18 protein-coding genes are annotated in these 21,570 nt (G+C 41.8%); 7 read left to right on the top strand and 11 right to left on the bottom strand.

Translation table 11 applies throughout. The annotated features are described in order from the left end of the window. Positions 1 to 13: 13 nt before the first annotated feature. From mlaD to dxs, 7 genes are all read right to left on the bottom strand, one after another. Positions 14 to 688 (bottom strand): outer membrane lipid asymmetry maintenance protein MlaD, encoded by a 675-nt coding sequence (gene mlaD, locus NDN13_RS12440; protein ID WP_016542815.1) that lies wholly within the window; start codon positions 686 to 688, stop codon positions 14 to 16. After that, entirely contained in the window at positions 688 to 1,467 is a 780-nt protein-coding gene (mlaE, locus tag NDN13_RS12445; RefSeq protein ID WP_251115667.1) for a lipid asymmetry maintenance ABC transporter permease subunit MlaE, read from the bottom strand. The genes mlaD and mlaE overlap by 1 nt, the downstream gene beginning before the upstream one ends. Then, a complete protein-coding gene (locus NDN13_RS12450; protein WP_251115668.1) occupies positions 1,464 to 2,282 on the bottom strand; it encodes an ABC transporter ATP-binding protein in 819 nt (272 codons plus the stop codon). The genes mlaE and NDN13_RS12450 overlap by 4 nt, the downstream gene beginning before the upstream one ends. Positions 2,283 to 2,699: 417 nt before the next feature. After that, positions 2,700 to 4,616 carry a DEAD/DEAH box helicase gene (locus tag NDN13_RS12455; protein WP_251115669.1) on the bottom strand — a complete coding sequence of 639 codons (1,917 nt, stop codon included), beginning with the start codon at positions 4,614 to 4,616 and terminating at the stop codon, positions 2,700 to 2,702. A gap of 485 nt (positions 4,617 to 5,101) precedes the next feature. After that, on the bottom strand, positions 5,102 to 5,659 hold the full coding sequence (locus NDN13_RS12460; protein WP_251115670.1) for a shikimate kinase: 558 nt from the start codon (positions 5,657 to 5,659) through the stop codon (positions 5,102 to 5,104). Between the two features lie 72 nt (positions 5,660 to 5,731). Beyond that, complete coding sequence (locus tag NDN13_RS12465) at positions 5,732 to 6,562, bottom strand: inositol monophosphatase family protein (protein WP_251115671.1); 831 nt, start codon at positions 6,560 to 6,562, stop codon at positions 5,732 to 5,734. A gap of 133 nt (positions 6,563 to 6,695) precedes the next feature. Next, entirely contained in the window at positions 6,696 to 8,603 is a 1,908-nt protein-coding gene (gene dxs / locus NDN13_RS12470; RefSeq protein ID WP_251115672.1) for a 1-deoxy-D-xylulose-5-phosphate synthase, read from the bottom strand. 306 nt (positions 8,604 to 8,909) lie between these two features. On the opposite strand from dxs, the gene ribA reads away from it, so the two are divergent. The 3 genes from ribA (at position 8,910) to hemF (ending at position 11,099) form a co-directional block, all read left to right on the top strand. Next, positions 8,910 to 9,512 (top strand): GTP cyclohydrolase II, encoded by a 603-nt coding sequence (gene ribA / locus NDN13_RS12475; protein ID WP_251115673.1) that lies wholly within the window; start codon positions 8,910 to 8,912, stop codon positions 9,510 to 9,512. A 40-nt stretch (positions 9,513 to 9,552) separates the two neighbouring features. Next, positions 9,553 to 10,026 (top strand): DUF4844 domain-containing protein, encoded by a 474-nt coding sequence (locus NDN13_RS12480; RefSeq protein WP_251115674.1) that lies wholly within the window; start codon positions 9,553 to 9,555, stop codon positions 10,024 to 10,026. 131 nt (positions 10,027 to 10,157) lie between these two features. Beyond that, on the top strand, positions 10,158 to 11,099 hold the full coding sequence (hemF, locus tag NDN13_RS12485; protein WP_251115675.1) for an oxygen-dependent coproporphyrinogen oxidase: 942 nt from the start codon (positions 10,158 to 10,160) through the stop codon (positions 11,097 to 11,099). Positions 11,100 to 11,152: 53 nt separating this feature from the next. Here hemF and NDN13_RS12490 read toward each other — a convergent pair whose 3' ends face one another. Beyond that, entirely contained in the window at positions 11,153 to 11,734 is a 582-nt protein-coding gene (locus NDN13_RS12490) for a histidine phosphatase family protein (protein WP_251115676.1), read from the bottom strand. Between the two features lie 151 nt (positions 11,735 to 11,885). Here NDN13_RS12490 and aroE point away from each other — a divergent pair, with 151 nt between their 5' ends. Further along, positions 11,886 to 12,674 carry a shikimate dehydrogenase gene (gene aroE / locus NDN13_RS12495; RefSeq protein WP_251115677.1) on the top strand — a complete coding sequence of 263 codons (789 nt, stop codon included), beginning with the start codon at positions 11,886 to 11,888 and terminating at the stop codon, positions 12,672 to 12,674. 60 nt (positions 12,675 to 12,734) lie between these two features. Here aroE and NDN13_RS12500 read toward each other — a convergent pair whose 3' ends face one another. Next, positions 12,735 to 15,080, bottom strand: coding sequence for a hypothetical protein (locus tag NDN13_RS12500; RefSeq protein ID WP_251115678.1), 2,346 nt, complete (start codon positions 15,078 to 15,080; stop codon positions 12,735 to 12,737). A 239-nt stretch (positions 15,081 to 15,319) separates the two neighbouring features. On the opposite strand from NDN13_RS12500, the gene NDN13_RS12505 reads away from it, so the two are divergent. Further along, positions 15,320 to 17,143 (top strand): acyl-CoA dehydrogenase C-terminal domain-containing protein, encoded by a 1,824-nt coding sequence (locus NDN13_RS12505; protein WP_159724010.1) that lies wholly within the window; start codon positions 15,320 to 15,322, stop codon positions 17,141 to 17,143. A gap of 60 nt (positions 17,144 to 17,203) precedes the next feature. On the opposite strand, the gene NDN13_RS12510 is transcribed toward NDN13_RS12505, so the two are convergent. After that, positions 17,204 to 17,875, bottom strand: coding sequence for a hypothetical protein (locus NDN13_RS12510; protein WP_251115679.1), 672 nt, complete (start codon positions 17,873 to 17,875; stop codon positions 17,204 to 17,206). A gap of 345 nt (positions 17,876 to 18,220) precedes the next feature. Here NDN13_RS12510 and NDN13_RS12515 point away from each other — a divergent pair, with 345 nt between their 5' ends. After that, positions 18,221 to 18,490, top strand: a complete 270-nt coding sequence (locus tag NDN13_RS12515; protein WP_005276002.1) for a PspC domain-containing protein — start codon at positions 18,221 to 18,223, stop codon at positions 18,488 to 18,490. Positions 18,491 to 18,562: 72 nt separating this feature from the next. Here NDN13_RS12515 and NDN13_RS12520 read toward each other — a convergent pair whose 3' ends face one another. Then, the gene (locus NDN13_RS12520) at positions 18,563 to 19,663 is read right to left on the bottom strand and encodes an HPP family protein (RefSeq protein WP_251115680.1); all 1,101 of its coding nucleotides are present in this window, start codon (positions 19,661 to 19,663) and stop codon (positions 18,563 to 18,565) included. Positions 19,664 to 20,146: 483 nt separating this feature from the next. Between NDN13_RS12520 and NDN13_RS12525 the strand changes: the two genes are divergently transcribed. Beyond that, the gene (locus NDN13_RS12525) at positions 20,147 to 21,559 is read left to right on the top strand and encodes a DASS family sodium-coupled anion symporter (protein ID WP_251115681.1); all 1,413 of its coding nucleotides are present in this window, start codon (positions 20,147 to 20,149) and stop codon (positions 21,557 to 21,559) included. The last annotated feature ends 11 nt before the right edge of the window (positions 21,560 to 21,570 follow it).

The following is a 21,570-nucleotide window of genomic DNA, read 5'->3' on the forward strand; positions in this document are numbered from 1 at the left end:
CTCCTAACCTGAATTACTCAACAAAAGACGGTTCTGCTTCAGCAGCAGGCTGCGAAGCTGAACTTTCTGTCGCAGTTGAGCTTGATGTGGCTTTGCCAGCACCGCCAGTAATAAACTTACTGATTAAATCTTCTAAATCCATTGTTCCTTGGGTATTTGAAACCACGTCACCACGTTTTAAGTAGTTCACTCCACCACCGGGTACAACTTTCAAATATTTCTCACCCAACAGACCATTGGTTGCAACCATAATATAAGCATCTTCATCCAAAGTTGTGATGGAGGTCATGTTTGCAATAAGTTGCTGTTCCATTTCTTTTTGTTTCGCAGCATCTGCCTGTTGATAATCAGAGCTATAGCGCAATTCTTCAAGTGCATTCTTTTGCACTTCTTTTAATTGCTCTGGGTTAAAACTCGTCAACTTACCATCCAGATCAAATTTGACTGTTGCTAAACGTGTCACAGGATCAAGGGTAATCGATTCAACACGGCCAATCGTCACACCACTCATGGTCACTTTGGCACGTGCCTTTAAACCATTTACGTTATCAAACTGCGCTGTCATGCTATAGCTATCACGTAAATTAGTACCGACTAAACCACTGACTTTCATCGCAAGAAAAAATAGAGCGATACCGAAGATAATGACAAAAATACCTACGGCCAGCTCACTAGTACGTGATTTCATTAAATCCCTCCGAACATGACCGCAGTCAACACGAAATCAAAACCTAATACACAAAGTGAAGAATACACAACCGTTCTCGTCATTGCGGTCGCAATACCTTCTGGCGTCGGATCACAAGCATAACCTTGATAGACCGCTACCCATGTACAAATTAAAGCAAATACAATGCTTTTGATAATGGTGCCATTAAAAATGTCATGCCAGAACTGTACGCTACTTTGCATACCTCCCCAGAATGAACCTTCATCCGCACCCAAGAAATCAACACCAACCATTTTGCCGCCAATAATACCAATGGTTGCAAAAATCACAGTGAGCATTGGCAAGCTAACAATCCCCGCCCACAGACGTGGAGATACGATTTGTCTAAGTGGATCAACCCCAATCATTTCCATGCAGGCAAGCTGTTCACTTTGTTTCATGGAACCAATTTCAGCGGTTAATGCTGAACCAGCACGACCTGCGAAGAGCAGTGCAGCCACCACTGACGCCAGTTCGCGCAGTAGTGTCAATGAAATCGCCGTTCCCAGCATTGCCTCACTACCAAAGGTGACCAGAATGCTATACATCTGCAAGCCAAGCACCGCACCAATAAACAAACCTGAAACAGCGATGATCAGCAGGGACATGACCCCGACACGATACATTTGATAAATAAAGCGCTGAAACCCGCCTTTCGATGGCATGGAAAATAAAACTTGCAAGAGCATCAATGCCGCAGCACCAATCCCCTTTATCCGCTCAATAACGAGTCTACCTAACCAGGCAATCGCATTCATGGACGAACCTCGTTATCTAAATATGCTTGGTGAGTAAATTGATATTCGACAGGCCCCTCAACCGAACCTGTTAAAAACTGGCGTACAAATGGCGATGCATGATTTTTTAATTGTTCAGGCGAACCTTCACCCTGAATTTTACCTTCTGCAACCACATAAATATAATCTGCAATCGACAAAGTCTCGGCAACGTCATGCGAGACAATAATGGTTGTTAAATCGAGCGCTTCTCTTAACGAGCGAATTAGACGCGTCAAGACACCCATTACAATCGGGTCTTGGCCCGCAAAAGGCTCATCATACATAATCAATTCTGGATCAAGTGCAATTGCGCGTGCCAAAGCCACACGACGATTCATCCCGCCTGAAAGTTCAGATGGCATTAACTGTTCAGCACCACGCAAACCCACTGATTCCAGTTTTAAAGCTACCAATTCTGCAATGATATGTTCAGGAAGTTGAGTATGGGCACGAATTGGGAAAGCCACATTTTCGTAGGTCGACATATCGGTAAATAATGCCCCACTCTGAAATAACATCCCCATACGCGCACGTGCAGCAAATAATTCATGGCGAGACATGGTTGCAATGTTCTTGCCATCGAGCAGCACTTCACCCTGATCAGGTACCAACTGTCCACCAATCAGACGTAATAAGGTTGTTTTACCCGTACCAGATGGGCCCATAATTGCAGTAATTTGACCACGTCGAATGGTGAGGCTGATATCGTCATAAATGACGCGTTCTCCTCGATTAAAGCTCAAGTTTTTAACTTCAATTAAGGCTTCAGCATCGAGAGGAGATTTGTTATTCATAATGGCATCATTCCTGCACTTTTTATGCACGCATACTATACACCGAATCATTAAACACTTGTTTTTATTTTGATAACCGATGTATGAAGATTATTTAATTTATGTAGTTATTCTTTGAAACAGTTTGGCTTGTACTGTGCAGGGAATTGACCTTAAAAGCGTCTGAGTGATTGGTATCAAATAATGCATAGGCAAAAAACAAGCCATTACACAGCATTAAAATGACAAATAGACACGGCAGCCCTTCACTACACATGAAAGACCAAGTTTGACTCAAAAGACTTTTATTTTGCTTAACCCTATTCATTTCTTATTTAAAATTTGAATTAGTACACATTTTTACAATTTTACATGACTAACACAAAATAAAAAAGCCAGTTTTTCAACTGGCTTCTTGTTTTCATCGGTTTTTAGCGATTAAAAATCGTTTTTGCGACGACGGTCGCCACCAAAAGTTTCTTCACGTGAACCACGAGCTGGACGATCATCGCTACCAAACTTACGTTTTGGACGATCTTCACCACCGAAGCTACGTTTTGGACGGTCATCACCAAAGCTACGCTTTGGACGGTCGCCGAAGCCACCTTCACGTTGTGGACGATCACCGAAATCACGTTTTGGACGGTCACCGAAGCTACCTTCACGACGTGGTTTGTAATCTACACGGTTACCACGGTTGTCATCATTCGAATCAAAACGCGGCTTATCATTGAAACCACCTTCACGGCGTGGGCGATCAGAGTTGAACTCGCGACGTGGACGGTCTTCACCACCAAAGCTACGCTTTGGACGATCATCAAAACCACCTTCACGGCGTGGACGATCTGAATTGAACTCGCGACGTGGACGGTCTTCGAAACCACCTTCACGGCGTGGACGATCTGAATTGAACTCGCGACGTGGACGGTCTTCGAAACCACCTTCACGGCGTGGACGATCAGAGTTGAACTCGCGACGTGGACGATCTTCACCACCAAATGATGGACGTTCACCACGTGGTTTGTCATCGAAGCTACGACGTGGACGATCATCACCGCCTTCACGACGTTTGAAGTTACCTTCACCTTCAAAACGACGACCACCGCCGAAGCCACCACGACCACGACCGCCGCCATCACGACCACCGCGACCACGACCGCCACCGTCACGACCTGAACGTGCAGGAGGTGGAGATGGTTCTAAACCTTCGATTTCAGATACATTTAAACGTGCATCTAAATAATCTTCTAAAGCACGGATTTTACCACGCTCACGGTAAGTCGCTAAAGTTACCGCTTGACCTGTACGGCCAGCACGACCTGTACGGCCAATACGGTGTACATAGTCTTCGTTTTTCATCGGTAAACCGAAGTTAATTACGTGTGAAATTGTTGGTACGTCTAAACCACGTGCTGCTACGTCAGTTGCAACTAAGATTTTTGCACGACCTTCACGGATGCTGCGTAAACGACGGTTACGAACGGTTTGTGGCATCGCACCATGCAACGCAACAACAGAGTGACCTGCTTCAGCCAATTCTTCAGCAAGCATATCTGTATCTTCTTGCGTGCTCGCAAAGACAACAGCTTGGTCTACTGATTCGTCAGATAACCAATGCGTAAGTAATTTTTTCTTGTGTTCAAAACCATCAGTCCAATGTAATGTTTGGGTTACATCAGTGTTGGTGCTGTGACCTGTTTCAATCGCAATACGTTGTGGATCATTCATCATGCGTTCAGCAAGACGGATAATACGATCTGCAAAAGTTGCAGAGAACATCAACGTTTGGTTACGGTTTGCAGCTAATTCACCAATCGCTTCTAAATCTTCAGCAAAGCCAAGATCAAGCATACGGTCAGCTTCATCAACAATTAAAGATTCAACTTTATCAAGCTTTAATTGACGACGGTTAACAAGGTCAAGTAAACGACCTGGAGTCGCAACGACAACTTGTGCACCTTTAAGCTGTTGGATTTGTTTACCAAAAGGCATACCACCCATAATTGCAGCAATACGAACACCTTTCATGTGACGTACAAATGCAATCGCGTCTTGGCTTACTTGTTGAGCCAATTCACGTGTAGGAGAAATAACTAAAATTGTTGGCTGAGTCACAGCTTTCATGCGCTCTTTAAATGGCACAAAAGTTTCCTGACCCGCTAGCGCGTTTAATGTAGGAAGTAAGAATGCTGCTGTTTTACCAGAACCAGTCTGGCTTGAAACTAATAAATCTTTTCCTTCTAACGCAGCTGGAATCGCTTGTTCTTGCACAGGAGTTGGCGTAGTAAAACCTAAACCTTCTAGGGCTTGTTGTAAGGTTTCGTGCAAAGAAAATTCGGCAAAAGTTTTGCTCATAGAGAGTTTCACCCTTGTGGGTGCTCCATTTTAATAAATACAAAAAATAGACATCGGCAACAAGCGGCAAAGCGACTCAAGCTGAAAATAGATGAAATTCAGCGGCGATCCGAATAACGACGATGTGGACTAAACGCACGCTTGATTACTGCCTCAACCTGAAGAATCGCTAAGCGATTTGGGCGCAAGATGTGGTCCTCTCTATGGACAGCGTGCGCTAATATGAATAGAACTGAATGTTCAGGTAATGAACTGGAATTTAAGTGCGTGGGCGGATTATAGCAGAATAATTTTAAAAGTCACCTTTTTTGATAGGTTTTTCTCATGGACCACCTTTATTATTCGTATCTCAAGCCACTTTCCATCTTCAAATAAGCGCTATTAACTTTAAATATCAATTGAGATTTCAGCAAGTTGCCTACCAGTGAAAAAGTCGATTATTCAAAATTTAATCTTCTGTTTCTCTCAGCTTGAATTGTTAATTTTTACAAAAAACTGAAAGAAGCAAACGAATGTAAGCGCATGTTAATCCCTACTACAACCTTGTCAGGGGGCGGTTCTGTTAATATAAGATGACATTTTAAACCTACATAACTAAAGAACCGTGAACGAATTTTCAATTCCTCTTTTTCTCTACTTGTCTTTAAATAAGTTCGATTCATCTGTCTCGTTACAATAAGTTGAACACACAACTCTAGATCTACAGCAGGAAGTAATAAAAACGTGAAAGGATGATTTTCTACTGCTTCTTTAACTTTAATATAGTCACGATGAATATGATTTGGATAGGTCATAAATCCTGAAGAACAGACGATCAAATTGATTGAACCTGATTGTTGTTTTGCCTTCAACTCAAGAAATAGTTCAAAATTACGTAAAGCATAGCGCTCATAGCCTTTTGTTGTAATGTACTGTGCGATATCTCCTTCTAACGTCATAAAATATTCATCTAGATCATAACAAGTACACTTTAATTGTGATGCTAATAATTTTGCAGTTGTTGTTTTTCCTGCCCCGCCTGGGCCAATGAAATAGATCAGCAATTTGTTTACCTTATTTTCTGAGCCTATAAAAAAAGCCCTCAAATATTGAGGGCTTTTTTATAAATCTACAAATTATTTTGCAGCATCGCCCCAAGCTGGAACAACTGCTTGCATCAACGGCTTTAACATCTTAAGTGAGCTCGCAATAACCTGACCATTATCAAATGATTCATTACCACCGCGTGCATCAACAACCACACCACCCGCTTCTTTCACAATTAACTCACCCGCAGCGATATCCCACGGTTTTAAACCCAATTCAAAGAAACCATCAAAACGACCCGCAGCAACATAAGCCAAGTCAAGTGCCGCTGAACCACCACGACGGATTTGTGCGCCTGATTTAGTCACTGCCAATAATGAAGCGAAATGCTGTTCAGCATAAGAAACGATCTCACCATTACGCTTTGCACGGTATGGATGACCGACTGCAAGGAAGGTATTTTCCAAGCTATCTTTTACATTGACACGAATACGACGTTGGTTCATGACTGCACCGCGACCACGGCTAGCAGAGAACAATTCATCACGAACTGGATCATAGATCACGCCGTGTTGCGTTACACCTTTATGCTGTACAGCAATCGAAATACAGAAATGTGGGAAGCCATTGATAAAGTTTTGTGTGCCATCTAGAGGATCAATCACCCAGCACCAATCTGCATCGTGACCTTTACCTTCTTGCATGCCAAACTCTTCACCAAGGAAGCTGTGGTTTTTATAGCTTTTACGGAGGGTATCAATTGTAAGTTGTTCCAAGTAACGATCAACACGCGTTACTGGACCATCAATGCCTTTTTCTTCAACTTGTAAATCGAGTTTATGACGATTTTGATGTGCCTTTAAAAGCTCTTGACCAACTGTTTGAGCCGCACGCGCAGCCATAACCACCATAGGTTCCATTGAACACCCACTACAAATTTGAAGATTTTGACAAAGAATAATGCATAAAAGCGCGTATATTCTAGCAAATATAAGCGCTTTTAGGGGAAAAATGTTGCGAAAAATTATTTTCGCTTTTACATAAGCTTATAGATTAAAACCAAGCTTGCTCAATTGAGGCCAAGATTCCTTGAGCATCTAAACCACAATCTTGCAGCATTTGCTGATGAGTGGCTTGATGCAAGAAGCTATCAGGCAAGCCCAAATTCAAAATCGGTTTGAGGATGCGTGCTTGTGCCAAAAATTCATTCACTGCACTGCCTGCACCTGCCATCACCGCATGTTCTTCTACCGTTACAAACAGTTGAGAACGTGGTGCTAAGTCACGCAGTATTTGTTCATCCAATGGCTTCACAAAGCGCATATTCACGACACGCACACCCATCGAATGTTTGTTCGCAAATTGCTGCGCGGCTTCTACTGATGCTGCAATACGACTACCAAAAGCAAGAATACTAATCTGCTGTTCAGCATCAGGATTGAATTCAGCGACAATTTCAGCCTTACCAATTTCCAACGCTGTCATCTGTTGTTGAATTTCAACACCTGTACCGACACCACGTGGATAACGTACTGCTGTTGGCCCTTCATAGAGATAAGCAGTATGCAGCATTTGACGACATTCATTTTCGTCTTTTGGTGCCATGATCACCATATTCGGTACGGTACGCATATAGGCATAGTCATAAGCACCGGCATGGGTTGGGCCATCTTCACCGACCAAGCCAGCACGATCAATACCAAAAGTCACATCTAAATTCTGTAATGCCACATCATGGATTAACTGGTCATAACCACGTTGCAAGAAGGTCGAATAAATCGCAACCACAGGTTTTAGACCTTCACATGCCATACCTGCTGCCAAAGTCACTGCATGCTGCTCTGCAATGGCCACATCGAAGAAACGCTCTGGATATTGCTGAGCAAATTTAACCATACCCGAACCTTCACACATCGCCGGTGTAATTGCCAGTAAGCGCCCATCTTGTGCAGCTTCATCACACAGCCATTGCCCAAATACATCGGAATATTTAGGCGGTGCTTTTACTGTCGATGTTTTTATAGCTGTAGTCGCCACGGGTGCAATCTTAGTAATCGCATGATAGGTAATCGGATCTGCTTCTGCAGGTGCAAAACCTTTACCCTTTTTGGTATAAATATGAACTAAGCGTGGGCCTTTACGTTTTTTTAGCGCATGAAAAACTTGTGCCAGCTGTTCCACATCATGACCATCAAATGGTCCAAAATAATCAAAACCAATCGCTTTAAATAAATTGTCTGCGGCATCTGTGGCAGATTGATGTAAGCGTGAGTTATAGGTCCACTTTGGATGTGGCTGAACATAGGCTTCACCTTGTTCATTCACATTGACCAATTGACCTGTTTCCCAAATCGCAGCCAAGTGTTTAGCAAAACCGCCGGTACTACATGAAATCGACATATCGTTGTCATTGAGAACCACGATTAAATCAGCATCGTGTGCAACGGCATCATTCATCGCTTCAAAAGCCATGCCCGCAGTCATTGCTCCGTCACCGACGATTGCAACCACATCACATGGATCTTTTTGATAGCGACGTGCCAAGGCCATACCCAGACCTGCCGAAATTGCAGTCGAGGAATGCCCTACACCAAAAGTATCAAACGCGGACTCATCACGTGCAGGAAATGCGGCCAAACCATCTTTACTGCGAATCGTGGTAATACGATCACGACGACCTGTCAGGACCTTATGCGGATAAGCTTGATGACCTACATCCCAAACTAGACGATCGTTTGGTGTGTTAAAACAATAATGCAGCGCAACCGTCAGTTCGATTACACCTAAATTTGCGCCAAAGTGTCCACCACTTTGCCCTGCCGCATACAAAATATATTGACGCAACTCATCCGCCACTTGTGCGAGTTGGCTTTGCTCGAGCTGACGTAATTGTTGTGGATGATCAATATCATCTAACAATGGCGTAACAGGGCGTTGAGTTGGAATTTCGGTATACAACATAATGTGGCAAAGCCTTTTTAAGCCTGGCAAGTCCGAAGCTGGGTTTTAAATGGGGGCAATCATACAATTAAATATGATCTGCCTTCAATCAGCCACACGTGCGAATGATGTAGTGCTGAACATTCTCATGCAAATTTTAAAGAATGGCCCGTAGATTATCCTGAATTATGTCACTGTTTATCAACCATTATTGTGTGCTTTGTATGAAAAAGAAAAACTTATGTGAAAAATCAGAAATTCCAATTCACGCAATCTTCACACATTAAGCTATACTCGAACTGTTTTTATTATCATAGTGAGCTCTCTGTGCCGATTGAATTTATTGCAACATCAAAGCTTCCCACCGCTTTTGGTGACTTCAATATTTCCGTGTTTCAAGACCCCGCAACAGGTGAAGAACATGTGGCGCTTTCCAAAGGTTTAGAAACGGCTCCAGATCAGCCTGTACTCGTGCGTATTCACTCGGAATGCTTGACAGGTGATGCTTTTGCCTCACTGAAATGTGATTGTGGACCTCAACTGCAAGCCACACAACGTTTAATTAATGAGGCGGGTCAAGGCGTGATTTTATATTTACGCCAAGAGGGTCGTGGTATTGGTTTAACCAATAAAATCCGTGCTTATGCCTTACAAGATCAAGGGCATGATACGGTTGATGCGAACTTATTATTAAACCTGCCTGCCGATGCGCGTCGTTATGATATGTGCAGCATTATGTTGGATCACCTTCAGATTAAAGAAGTGAAACTACTGACCAATAACCCTTTAAAATTAAAGGCACTGACTGATTTAGGCATTAATGTGGTTGATCGGGTTCCCTTAACAGTAGGCCGCAATCCATTCAATGAACAATATTTAAAAACCAAACGTGAGCGTATGGATCATCTCTATAAAAAGGATGACTTCTAAGTGTAGAGTCATCTAACTCATTAAAAGAGTATTTATTAATATGAAATTATTAAGTATTTTCTTAGTAACAGGTCTCCTGTTACTAAGTGGCTACACTCAAGCAAATGAGCATAAAGCATCCCCTTTAAATACTAAAATTATCAATCAATTACATAAATTTCAACAGCAAGATCATTTTTTAAGTGATGGCTATCTATATACAGGCGTTCAAGATTCTCAATTAAAAAAATTATTGAATAAAAAGGTAGCTGAGACTGCGGAAGCGTATATCCAACTCTATCAGCATTCTGCTCAACCAAGTAAACAACAACGGCTAAAAATACTGTCGGACGGTATCCATCAAATTGATCCCGATTCACTGGGTACTGATGATAGAGAGCAAGTTGCCGGTACATTTGAACATTTTTTAGATATTACTGGCTTGGAAAGTTCTGAGGGTATTTTAAATACTTGGCTATATAACGAAGAAATTAATAGACTTATCGAAAAGAATCGCGCTGCGCAGTCTAAATAAAAAGTAGTATTGGCTCTCCAAACTTTTCATCCTAAATCATGTATCTGAATATAGATTTAAAAATCCCTTACTTTTTTTATGGATTTATGTTTTGATATAAGCAATCCCTAGATCACTTTCAGAGGATCATCATGCAGCATCCAACTTCAGTTGATATTCAACGTGTTCGCGAGTTTTTACTCGATCTACAGGCACGGATTTGTGCAGGACTAGAGCAACAGGAACGTGCAGGCGGTGGTACCGCAGAATTTATCATTGATGATTGGCAACGAACCGAAGGTGGCGGTGGTCGCTCTCGCGTTCTGCAAAATGGTGAAGTGATTGAAAAAGGTGGGGTCATGTTCTCCCACATCAATATCAGCAAACTGCCCGCTTCTGCGACGGAACGTCACCCACAAATTGCAGGTGCAAAAGCACAGGCACTTGGTGTATCACTGGTGATTCACCCGAAAAATCCCAATATTCCGACCTCACATGCCAATGTCCGCTTATTTGTCGCGGAGCCTGAAGGTCAAGATCCAGTGTGGTGGTTTGGTGGTGGCTTTGACCTAACCCCTTTCTATCCTGATGAGCAAGACGTTCTCAACTGGCATCAAACTGCGTATGACTTATGTCAGCCCTTTGGTGACACGGTTTATGCTGAACATAAGCAATGGTGTGATGATTATTTCTATCTAAAGCATCGTGATGAGCAGCGTGGTGTAGGCGGTTTATTCTTTGATGATTTAAATCAATGGGATTTTGAAACTTGCTTTAAATATATCCAGGCGGTGGGTAATGGCTATTTAGCAGCAATCTTGCCGATTTTTGAAAAGCACCGCGAGCAGCCATATACCGAAGCGCAGCGTGAGTTCCAACTGTATCGCCGTGGTCGTTATGTCGAATATAACTTGGTTTATGACCGTGGTACCTTGTTTGGCTTACAAACTGGCGGCCGTATTGAATCGATCTTGGTGAGTTTGCCGAATCTTGCAGGCTGGTCGTATCGCCCTGAGTGGGATGCGGACTCGGCAGAAAAGCGTCTTACCGATTATTATCTCAAACCAAGAGATTGGTTGGGTTTGCAGAAGTAAATTATATTCCTCATCCCTAGCTCAGATGTTAGGGATGAGGTCTTTCAAGAGCCTTAAAATAAAAAAATTGCTGTATTTTGAATTGGCCGATGAATTAAATCTGATCTAAAGCTTTGCATCAGTTCTCGGCTCAAAGGTTGTGGTTCATGCTTTAATGTCAGCAATAATTGTAAAAATTGACCGTGTGTAAATACCACTAAATTCTTTTCTGCATACTCTCGTTCTAATTGCCTTAATTTTTTATGAAATAGTTGCACCCGAGAATGCAAGTCAGCAAAAGACTCTGCATCATCAGCCTCGTGATAATCATAATCCATCCTTTCCCAATAAGCATTTACCCATAACTTACGATCATCTAGATTCGTGTTGAAACACTTCTTTTCTGAGAGATAGCTAAATTCATGCAAGTTCTCATCAATCTCTGCACTCAACTGATATTTCTGCAAAATCGGCTCTGCTGTCTGATACGTTCGCAAGTACTTAGAAACAATGACATGATCGATTTTTGGTAATAGCTCGCATAATTGTCTGGCTTGTTCTTTTCCATGATCGCTCAAACAGATCGATGCATGGGATAAAGCGCGCCCATTAATATTCGCTGCACTTTGTGCATGTCGAATTAAGAAAATACTCATAATGAGATTAATGTTTAGATAATGGTTTGGAAATATCAGAACATGTTCTGATGATCAAATCACGGTATTACCATGCCATAGATGTAAATCCATATTGCAGCTTCTCCTTCAACTTTATAAACTTCAAACAACCTCACCATGTTGATCACTCATGACCAAACAATTTGCTGTTATTGGAAATCCGATTGAACAATCCCGCTCACCTGAGCTTCATCATGCATTTGCAGCAAAAACTGGGGTCGATCTACACTATAAAAAAATTCTTGCACCCTTAGATGGTTTCGAAAGTGCTGTAAAAGATTTCTTTGCGCACAACGGCATCGGCATGAATGTCACCGTACCATTTAAAGAACAAGCCTTTGTCCTTTGCGACCAACTGACTGAACGTGCCAAGATCGCCAAAGCCGTCAATACGTTGTGGATGCAGGACGGCAAACTGTATGGTGATAATACTGATGGTCCAGGCTTGGTTGCAGCAATTCAGGCATTGGGTTGGAACCTAGAAAATAGCCGTATTTTAATTTTAGGCGCAGGTGGTGCAACCCGTGGTGTGATCTACCCTTTGGTACAGGTAGGTGCAAAACAGATTGTGATTGCCAATCGCACCCTTGCCCGTGCTGAGCAGTTGCTTGCAGATTTAGAAAATGCGGTTCCGCAAGCTGAGCTAAAAGCCATTGGCTTAGATCAATTGACAGGTGAGTTTGATGTTGTGATTAATGCAACCTCTGCAAGTCTAACAGGCGATGCCCTAGAACTGCCTGAAAGCTTAGTGTTCCATCATGCTTATGAAATGGCTTATGGCAAACCATCCAGTTTTCTAGATCAGGCCAAACAACGCCAGATTCCGTCTACTGATGGTTTCGGCATGCTGGTTGGGCAAGCGATTGAAGCATTTTCGATCTGGAATGGGGTTAAACCTGAACTGAAAGACTTTTTATAATCTTCAAAGCACAAAATAAAAAACCTGCACTTTGCAGGTTTTTTATTGAGGATAAAGAAATTATTTAACGGTGAGCATCTTCTGATACACCTCTTTGAAAATCTCATAATCAATAAATTCGTTATGCTCGATTTTTAAAGACTGAATCGATTTCTCAGACAATTTATTCTTACGCGCATCCACATACACTTGTCCTAAGATATTTGCGGTCTGTCCAAGTAAGACTTTTTCCTCACTTGAAGCGCCGTTCTCTTGTTCGAACTGGATTTGATATTGCTTGGCAAATAACTGCTGTGGTTGCTTATATTGCGCTTGTAGCTTTTTCCACGCTTGGCGACCTGTATCACCATGCACGGCATCCAGTACAATACGATTTACCGCTTGCCCCAATGTATCATCAAACTGGTCTTCGTTTTCAAGATGATGCTTCTTCTGTAAGGCTTCTATGCTTTGTAGCGCTTTCCCTTTTGGATTATAAACCTCTTCATTGGCATACCAGTACGCATATACAGTGGCAATTTCTTGCAACTCTTGACTTGAATAGCGCTGTACAATTTGTGGCGCACTTTCTGTCAATTTTGCAATAAACACTGCTTTATAAGTTTGATCATAAGCATGTGTTGCATCATAGCGTTGTTCCGCAATTGCTTTAAGTTGATCTTCCAAAGACATGGTATATGGTTCGGCTGAACGTTCTTGAACCCCTGCTTGACCTAACTTCTCAGAAAAACTGCTCACTGCTTGTTCCAGCATTGAGCCTTTGCTTGTTTCTGACCAACTCTTCGCACGTTTCAATTGTGCCTGATCAATTGGTGTTGCTTTACCATAATTTGAAATCAACATATCGGCTTTGACACTAAAACGTGACTTCAATTCAGATAAACCATAGTTTAAATCATAGTCTAATTTAACCGCACGCCCTTGGGCATCCAAACCGATATCCATAATAAATGGATTTCGTTTCTCAACTGGTGGCAATGCTTTTGCAATATCCGCTTGATGCTTGATCCAAAGTGCCTTAAATGCCTGATCATCAATAAATTGATTTTGATCATAGGCAGCAAACTGTTTTTCGACCGTTTGTAATTTAGTGATATAACTCAAGAAACCAGATTCAGCTTGTGTACCAAAGACATCTATGTCATACATACTTTGACAATACTGTGCATCACCATATGTGGTTTTTGCCGTATTTTGCAGGGCCGTACATTGCTCCTCGGTTAAACCGACCTGTTCGTCTTCGGATACGTCTGAATCATCAGATGCTTCAGCTTCTGGATCGTCAGCCGCGGCTGCAACTGCTCGTGCCGCTGCTGCTTCTACCGTATCCTCTTCGGCTTGATCACTATCTTCCGATTCAGCATCATATTCAGTTTCCTCATCCTCCACGCCAAAGTGTTTATTCACCAAGCGATACAATTCTTGGCTGACCACACTGGCATCATCTGCTGAATCTTTCTTATCCAACAATGAAGCGGCTTTGGTTGATTTAGATGAACTTGCTGCATCAACCTCATTGGCAATCAGTTTCTCAAGATTCTCTTCTTTAATGTTGAGAACATTTTGCATGAAGTATTTTTCATTGACCTTGCTATACAAACTGGCTTGTAAAATCAGTTCTTCAATTGAACTTTTTAAACGAATTTTCTCGACCACACCTGCTGCTTGATCAGCAGAAGAAACCGATAAAGCTTGAAGGTTATTTTGATCTGCTAGACGATAATAGACAGCGCCAGAAGCTTTCGTATATTCAGCAAATTTCTTGTAATCCACGTGCTTGAACATATCTTGATATTTAGAAAAATCTAAATAAGCCAGATTGTTCTGACTATCTTTATTGACCAAATACGGCATCAAGGCAAAATAGTTGATATAAAACTTATAATTATTCAGATCAATGACCATCGGTATTTTAGCTTGTACCAGCAAAGTTGGCTTTTCATAACGTGCTGTCAGGTTAAATGAACCCATTTTCTGGCGATAATGCACTGAACCATCATATTCAAACTGCATGTCATTGAGGACATTGGCCATGATTTGGGTAAACTTATCTACCTTGGTCTGACCATTGCTTTTTTGTTCTTGTGCCAAGGCCACATACAAGGCTTGTTTTTGTTTTGTGTTTAAATTGACCTTTTGATCACGTAAATATTGATCGACTTTTTGTTTCAATGCCGTATCCAGAACAGCATTTTCTGCTTTTGTATTGCTATGCTGTTGACTCGGTTCAACATGAATATTAAATTTTCCGCGATAATCATAGCTCGGATATTCGTACATCGCATTCATACTATTGATGGCTTTCTGTTCCAGATTGGTCGAAGCTGTATTGGTTTTAATGACATGTTGTGAACATGCCGAAAGACTCAGACCCATTAAGCATAAAGTTAAATATTTTATACGCATAGCTTTACCAAACACCTTTATATCATTATATTTTCAATTCTAAAATTGAGTAATTTTCACATTTCATATCCGTTTTGACACCAACAGAAATGTGGTTTTTCTAAGAACTTATCTTCAAGGAAATTCGCTTTTCTGACATTCTTTTCCCTAGTGATTATCAATGTATTTTTATCACCATTGTGAATAATCAAAGTATCGAAACAGATAATCCAAAATGATTCAAATACAGGATTAAGATTATGCCAGCTTATAAAGCCCCGCTCCGTGATATTCGTTTCTTAATGAACGAAATGTTAGATTATCCAGCACATTACCAAACTTTGACAAGTGGTCAAAATGCGGATGCTGAAACAGTTGATATGATTCTTGAAGGTGCAGCAGATTATTGCGAAAACGTACTTTCTCCGCTGAATCAATCTGGTGACGAAGAAGGCTGTACTTTTAACAACGGCGAAGTCACTACACCTAAAGGTTTTAAAGAAGCATACGACCAATTCGTTATGGGTGGTTGGCAAGGTCTTTCTTATCCAGAAGAATTTGGTGGTCAAGGCTTACCAATGTCTTTAAACCTGATCAAATCTGAAATGATGGGAACAGCGAACTGGTCATTCACTATGTATCCAGGTTTGAGCACAGGCTGTATGAACACGATCATGCAGTTCGGTACAGACGAACAAAAAAATACCTATATGCCTAAATTGGTTGAAGGGACTTGGTCTGGCACGATGTGCTTAACTGAACCACAATGTGGTACTGACTTAGGTCAAGTTAAAACCAAAGCAGAGCCTGCTGCTGATGGCACCTACAAAATCTCTGGGACTAAAATCTTCATCTCTGCAGGTGAGCATGATTTAACCGAGAACATCATCCACATCGTATTGGCTCGCCTTCCAGATGCGCCAGCAGGTACACGTGGTATTTCTTTATTCATCGTACCGAAGTTCATCCCAACTGCGGATGGCGGCGTAGGTGAGCGTAATACTGTTTCTTGTGGTTCAATCGAACACAAAATGGGGATCAAAGCCTCTGCAACTGCAGTGCTTAACTTTGACAATGCAACTGGTTATCTGATCGGTGAAATCAACAAAGGCTTGCACGCAATGTTTACCTTTATGAACACTGCCCGTATCGGTACAGCAGTTCAAGGTATTGCACACGCTGAACTTTCGTTCCAAGGTGCTTTACCGTATGCAAAAGACCGTATGTCTATGCGCGCCCTTTCTGGTAAGAAAGAACCTGAACGCGTTGGTGATGCGATCATTCACCATGCCGATGTTCGTCGTATGTTATTGACGCAAAAAGCAATTGCTGAAGGCGGCCGCTCAATGATCTATCATGCTGCAAAACTTGCAGACAAAATGACAGATGCATTGGTTAATGGTGATCAAGCCGCTTATGAAGCTTACGATGACAAACTTGGTTTCTACACCCCGATCCTAAAAGGCTTCTTGACTGAACTTGGCTTAGAAGCAGCCAACCACGGTATGCAAGTATACGGCGGTCATGGCTATATCCGTGAATGGGGTATGGAACAAATCGCACGTGATGCACGTATCTCAACCTTGTATGAAGGTACTACAGGGATTCAAGCACTGGACTTAATTGGTCGTAAAGTTCTACTCAGCTCAAAAGGTAAAGTGGTTCGTGACTATACCGCTGAAATCTTGAAGTTCTGTGCAACACATGCACGTAACAAGTATCTCCGTCGTTTTGCTTGGGACTTAACTAAGCTTTGCGCTCAATGGAATACCTTAACCGTTCGTATCATGCTTGCTGCACGTAAAGACCGTGACATCGTTTCTTCAGCTTCAGTTGATTTCTTGATGTTCTCTGGCTATGTGATGATGGCTTACTTCTGGGCACAACAAGCAGTGGTTGCTTCTGAGAAACTAGAAGCAGGGAATGGTAGTGAAACCCCTGAATTCTATAAAGCAAAAATTAAAGTTGCTGATTTCTACTTCGACCGTTTATTGCCACGTGCACAAGGTCATGCAGAATCAATGGTAACGACATCTCGTACCTTGACTTCACTTGCACCTGAACATTTCAGCTTCGATTACTAATCGATACTGCAATAAAAAAGAGCGCTTAATGCGCTCTTTTTTATTTTGAATACAGATGATTTATTCAACTTTCTTGAATACATAGGCTTGTTCTGGGAATGGATATTCTTTAAAGAATTTACGATTCCGCCCATTATCGCCATTCCAGATCTTGTCCAAATCCATCACCAAGTCCTGATTCGGACTGACTTGATAGTACAAGTTGACATCCGCAGCATCACAACGAATCATAATTTCGTTCAGTTCTTTATGCACATGCCACTGTACCTGTTTACAGGTTTGCTCAATCTTGGCAATGTTGCGTGACGGATCTGAACCGAGGCGGCTGAAACTGGTATTGGTCCAGAATACCGAGCCATCCTCCATTAAATTCAGAATATATTCCGCTTCTTTCTCGTTATTCACACAGCCAGCAAAAGCATCACTACAAGGAATGCGTGCATGATAACGGCCCGCATATACCAAATCGGCTTCGGAAGGTTGACTCAAATTATGTTTACGGTCCGCAGAATACGGCAATGTTGCTTGGCCAGCCACTTGGGTCAATGACAACCCTTGTGCATCAGATGCAACTGGCTCCTGTTCATCGGCCAGTACTTCGCTTGCATTACGACTCGATTGCATCTGGGCTTGTTGTTTCATTGGCTCGGGATGGTGGCTATCACAAGCACTCAAACCAAGACTCAATAGAACTCCTACACTCACATACTGTAAGAATAACCTGAACTGCATATTCATAAATCTCTAACATCAATATCGTTATCGCGTGCGTTTCACAAACAGACCCCGAACCTCGGAAAATATAGGGATCATTGCCATGTTCGTCTATTCCCCAAATGGGTAATAGCCAATGCGATAGGACTGAAATAGCAAATTGACAAAGCAGTATGCTTTAATTCGGTGCATTTTAGGCGATGCTGTTGGTTTTTCCATCAAAGATTTACACAACTTAACTAATTTCCCATCTGTTTAAACTTTAAAAAATTCAGTTCGACCCTATCTCTTAAATAACAGCATCTTAAACTGCAAAAATTTAATTTTTTACTGCTGTTTCATAAATTTAAGGAGACAAACTCGATGGCCAACTCTGGTTTATATCGCTCAAACCAACAAAGCATGATCGCTGGTGTGATGGGCGGTATTGCGGAACGATTTGGTTGGAACGCAAATTTATTACGCCTGATCTTTGTTGTGATCTCACTCATGAGTGCAGCCTTTCCAGGTATTTTGGTCTATCTGATTTTATGGTTGGTGATTCCAAAACAGCAGCAAGCGCGTGTTGATCATGTGCAAGGTTATAACCAACCTGTAAAAACCATTTATGAAGACCAAAGCATAAAACGTTAATTCTCTTTTACCTTTTTGGTCGCTACGGTTGAAATTACCCCTAATCCAACCGTAGCTTTTTTTTCTTAAAAATTAGCCCATCCGATTCAGTTGCTGTTGCAAAGCCGCAATCATATCGGCACGACTGATCATTCCAATCAAGCGCTGTTCTTCAACCACAGGAATATAGTTAAACGACTTTTCCACAAAATAAGGCACCAAATCCTGAATCGGCTGTAAGGGGCTGACTGTCACGACTTTATGGCTCATGATTTGTCGGACATAATGCTGCCACGAATTGCGTGGATCAGCCGCTCCTTTAAACCACTCCACCACTTCATATAAGGCCAAGGTCCCGACCAACTGATTATCGGCATTGACAACTGGCATACTCATTAAATTCACAGCCTTAAACTTGTCTAAGGCTTGATGAATATCATCATGCTCATGTAACTTAATCACATCACGGCTCATAATGTCCTGACAGACAAAGGAGTTCACCAAACGTTCATTGGCATGTGATTGAGCTTCCAGAATGATTTTTTCTAAATCGTACTGGCTAATATCCAATAGTTCCGTGTGATGCTCGAGCGCATATTCAATATCTTTGGGTTGAATCGAAACTTTCTGGGTGGGTGTCGGATCTTTTGAACGCTCATTCACATGTGCGGTCAGTGGATAATGACGTCCAATCAAACGATTAAAGAACACGGCAAACAATAATAATAAAATCGAGTTCAACAATACGGGGTACAAAATAAAATAAAACCCCAAACGATGCACCGCATCCCCTCCTAATACTGCAGTAATTGCAACTGCACCACTCGGTGGATGTAATGAATCCGTTGTCATCATCAGGAAGATGGCCAAACCGACAGCAACACTAAAAGCCCCAGTTAAGTCGGGTAGATATTGCGTACAGACCACACCGATAAACCCAGCCAAGGTATTTCCAACAATGACATTCCAAGGTTGTGCCAAAGGACTATTTGGCACCGCAAATAACAGTACCGAAGATGCGCCCATCGGTGCGATATACCATGCATTCATGCCACCAAGCACATACCAGCTGATCAGTGACGAAATTGCCAAGCCACACAATGCACCAAAGGCAGAGAGTCCCCTTTCTTTTAAAGGCAGAACTTTATAGTTGGGTTTTAGATAATTTAGCCAGTCTGATTGGGTCAAGCTCACAATGCACCTTGCTGGAATCGTGTTGTTTTATTCGATGCAGCAGTATACGCCTAAATTACAATGAAGGTGTATTTAAGTTATATCTTTCAGCTATACGCAATTTGAATAACATTGAATCATTCCTTCTTAGCAACTTAGGCCAAATTTAGCGAGAATATATGCCTTTATGCACCTATCATTTTGATTTTTTCAGCATTGTTGGTAGTTTCAACAAAGCAGTCTGTATACGTGAACAGACTTTAGCTATTTACACTTAACATCAGCCGAATACTTCAAGCTTTCGTCATACTTGTTGTTATTTTTATTTTTCATACTTCAGGAGCCTCTCTCGTCTGACCTTGGATATTTTGAGTAACTTTTATTTTTCCTTTTTTCTTAGGCTTTTCTTTGATTTTAATCGCCTATTTTTTATTGATAGTTTCAATTTAACACATCAAAGCGTTCTAAAACGGTTGTATCTTCACGCTTGAATAAGGATATTGTATGAATGTACCTCACTTGGAAACCCCAACCAATGCAATGCCCAAAGGCCTACTAAGAGGCTGGATCATTATTAGCATTGCCACTTTGTTATCTTTGGGTCTCTATCAGGTTTTGCCTTATGACGAGCATGCCAATAAGGGTTTAAGTCTTTTATTGTTTATTGCCATTTTATGGCTGACGGAAGCAATTCACATCACTATTACCGCACTATTGGTACCTGTTTTGGCTGTACTGATCGGAATGCCCTCCGACAGTAATGGTGAGCTGGTGCCTATTAGTACCAGTAAAGCATTAAGCACTTTTGCCGACCCGATTATCTTTCTGTTTTTTGGTGGCTTTGCACTTGCAACAGCACTGCATATCCAAAAGCTGGATCGTAAAATTGCCATGTGGATTATCTCCATGTCCCGAGGGCATTTGGGTATTTCCGTTCTGACCATTTTTATCGTTACTGCTATTTTATCCATGTGGATTTCCAATACAGCGACGGCGGCAATGATGCTTCCCTTGGCACTCGGCCTATTATCACATTTGGATATTGCCAAAGAACGTAGAACCTTTGTTTTTATCCTGCTTGGCATTGCTTATTCAGCCAGTATTGGTGGTTTAGGAACCTTAGTCGGTTCACCGCCGAATGCCATCGCTGCAAAAGCTTTGGGCTATGACTTTACAGACTGGATGAAAATCGGCTTGCCAATGATGTTACTAATCTTGCCTGCCATGTTAGTGAGCCTGTATTTAGCATTACGTCCAAAACTCAATCATAAAGTTGAGTTTAAAACAGAACATATTCCTTGGACCAAGATGCGTATTGCCACCATGCTGTTATTTATCGCTACAGCTATGGCTTGGATTTTCAGCAAGAGCATCAGTGAAATGTTTGGAATTAGTCAGCCTGATACTTGGGTAGCGCTAAGTGCAGCATGTTTGGTGGTCATTTTAGGAACTGCGACATGGAAAGACATTTCTGATAATACCGATTGGGGCGTCTTGATGCTATTCGGGGGAGGTTTAACCCTAAGCGCGGTGCTTAAAGATTCAGGAACCTCTTTAGTCCTAGGGCAAACCTTGGCCAATGCCTTTGGTGATACCTCACCTTTGCTGATCATTATTATTGTGACTGCTTTTATTATTTTCTTAACTGAATTTACCAGCAATACAGCTTCCGCAGCATTATTGGTTCCCGTATTTGCAGCCATTGCAGATCAAATGGGGATGCCTAAAGAAATTCTCGTGATTGTCATTGGTATTGGTGCGTCATGTGCCTTTATGCTTCCCGTTGCAACACCACCTAATGCCATCGTGTTTGGTACAGGCTTTGTGCAGCAGAGTGAGATGATGAGAGTTGGTATTATCCTCAATGTCCTTTGTGTTGCGCTGATTTCAAGTTTTGTTTATCTATTCTTTCTTTAATAAAAAAGCGC

Origin of the sequence: Acinetobacter sp. C32I (assembly GCF_023702715.1) — a bacterium.
Taxonomy (GTDB): domain Bacteria; phylum Pseudomonadota; class Gammaproteobacteria; order Pseudomonadales; family Moraxellaceae; genus Acinetobacter.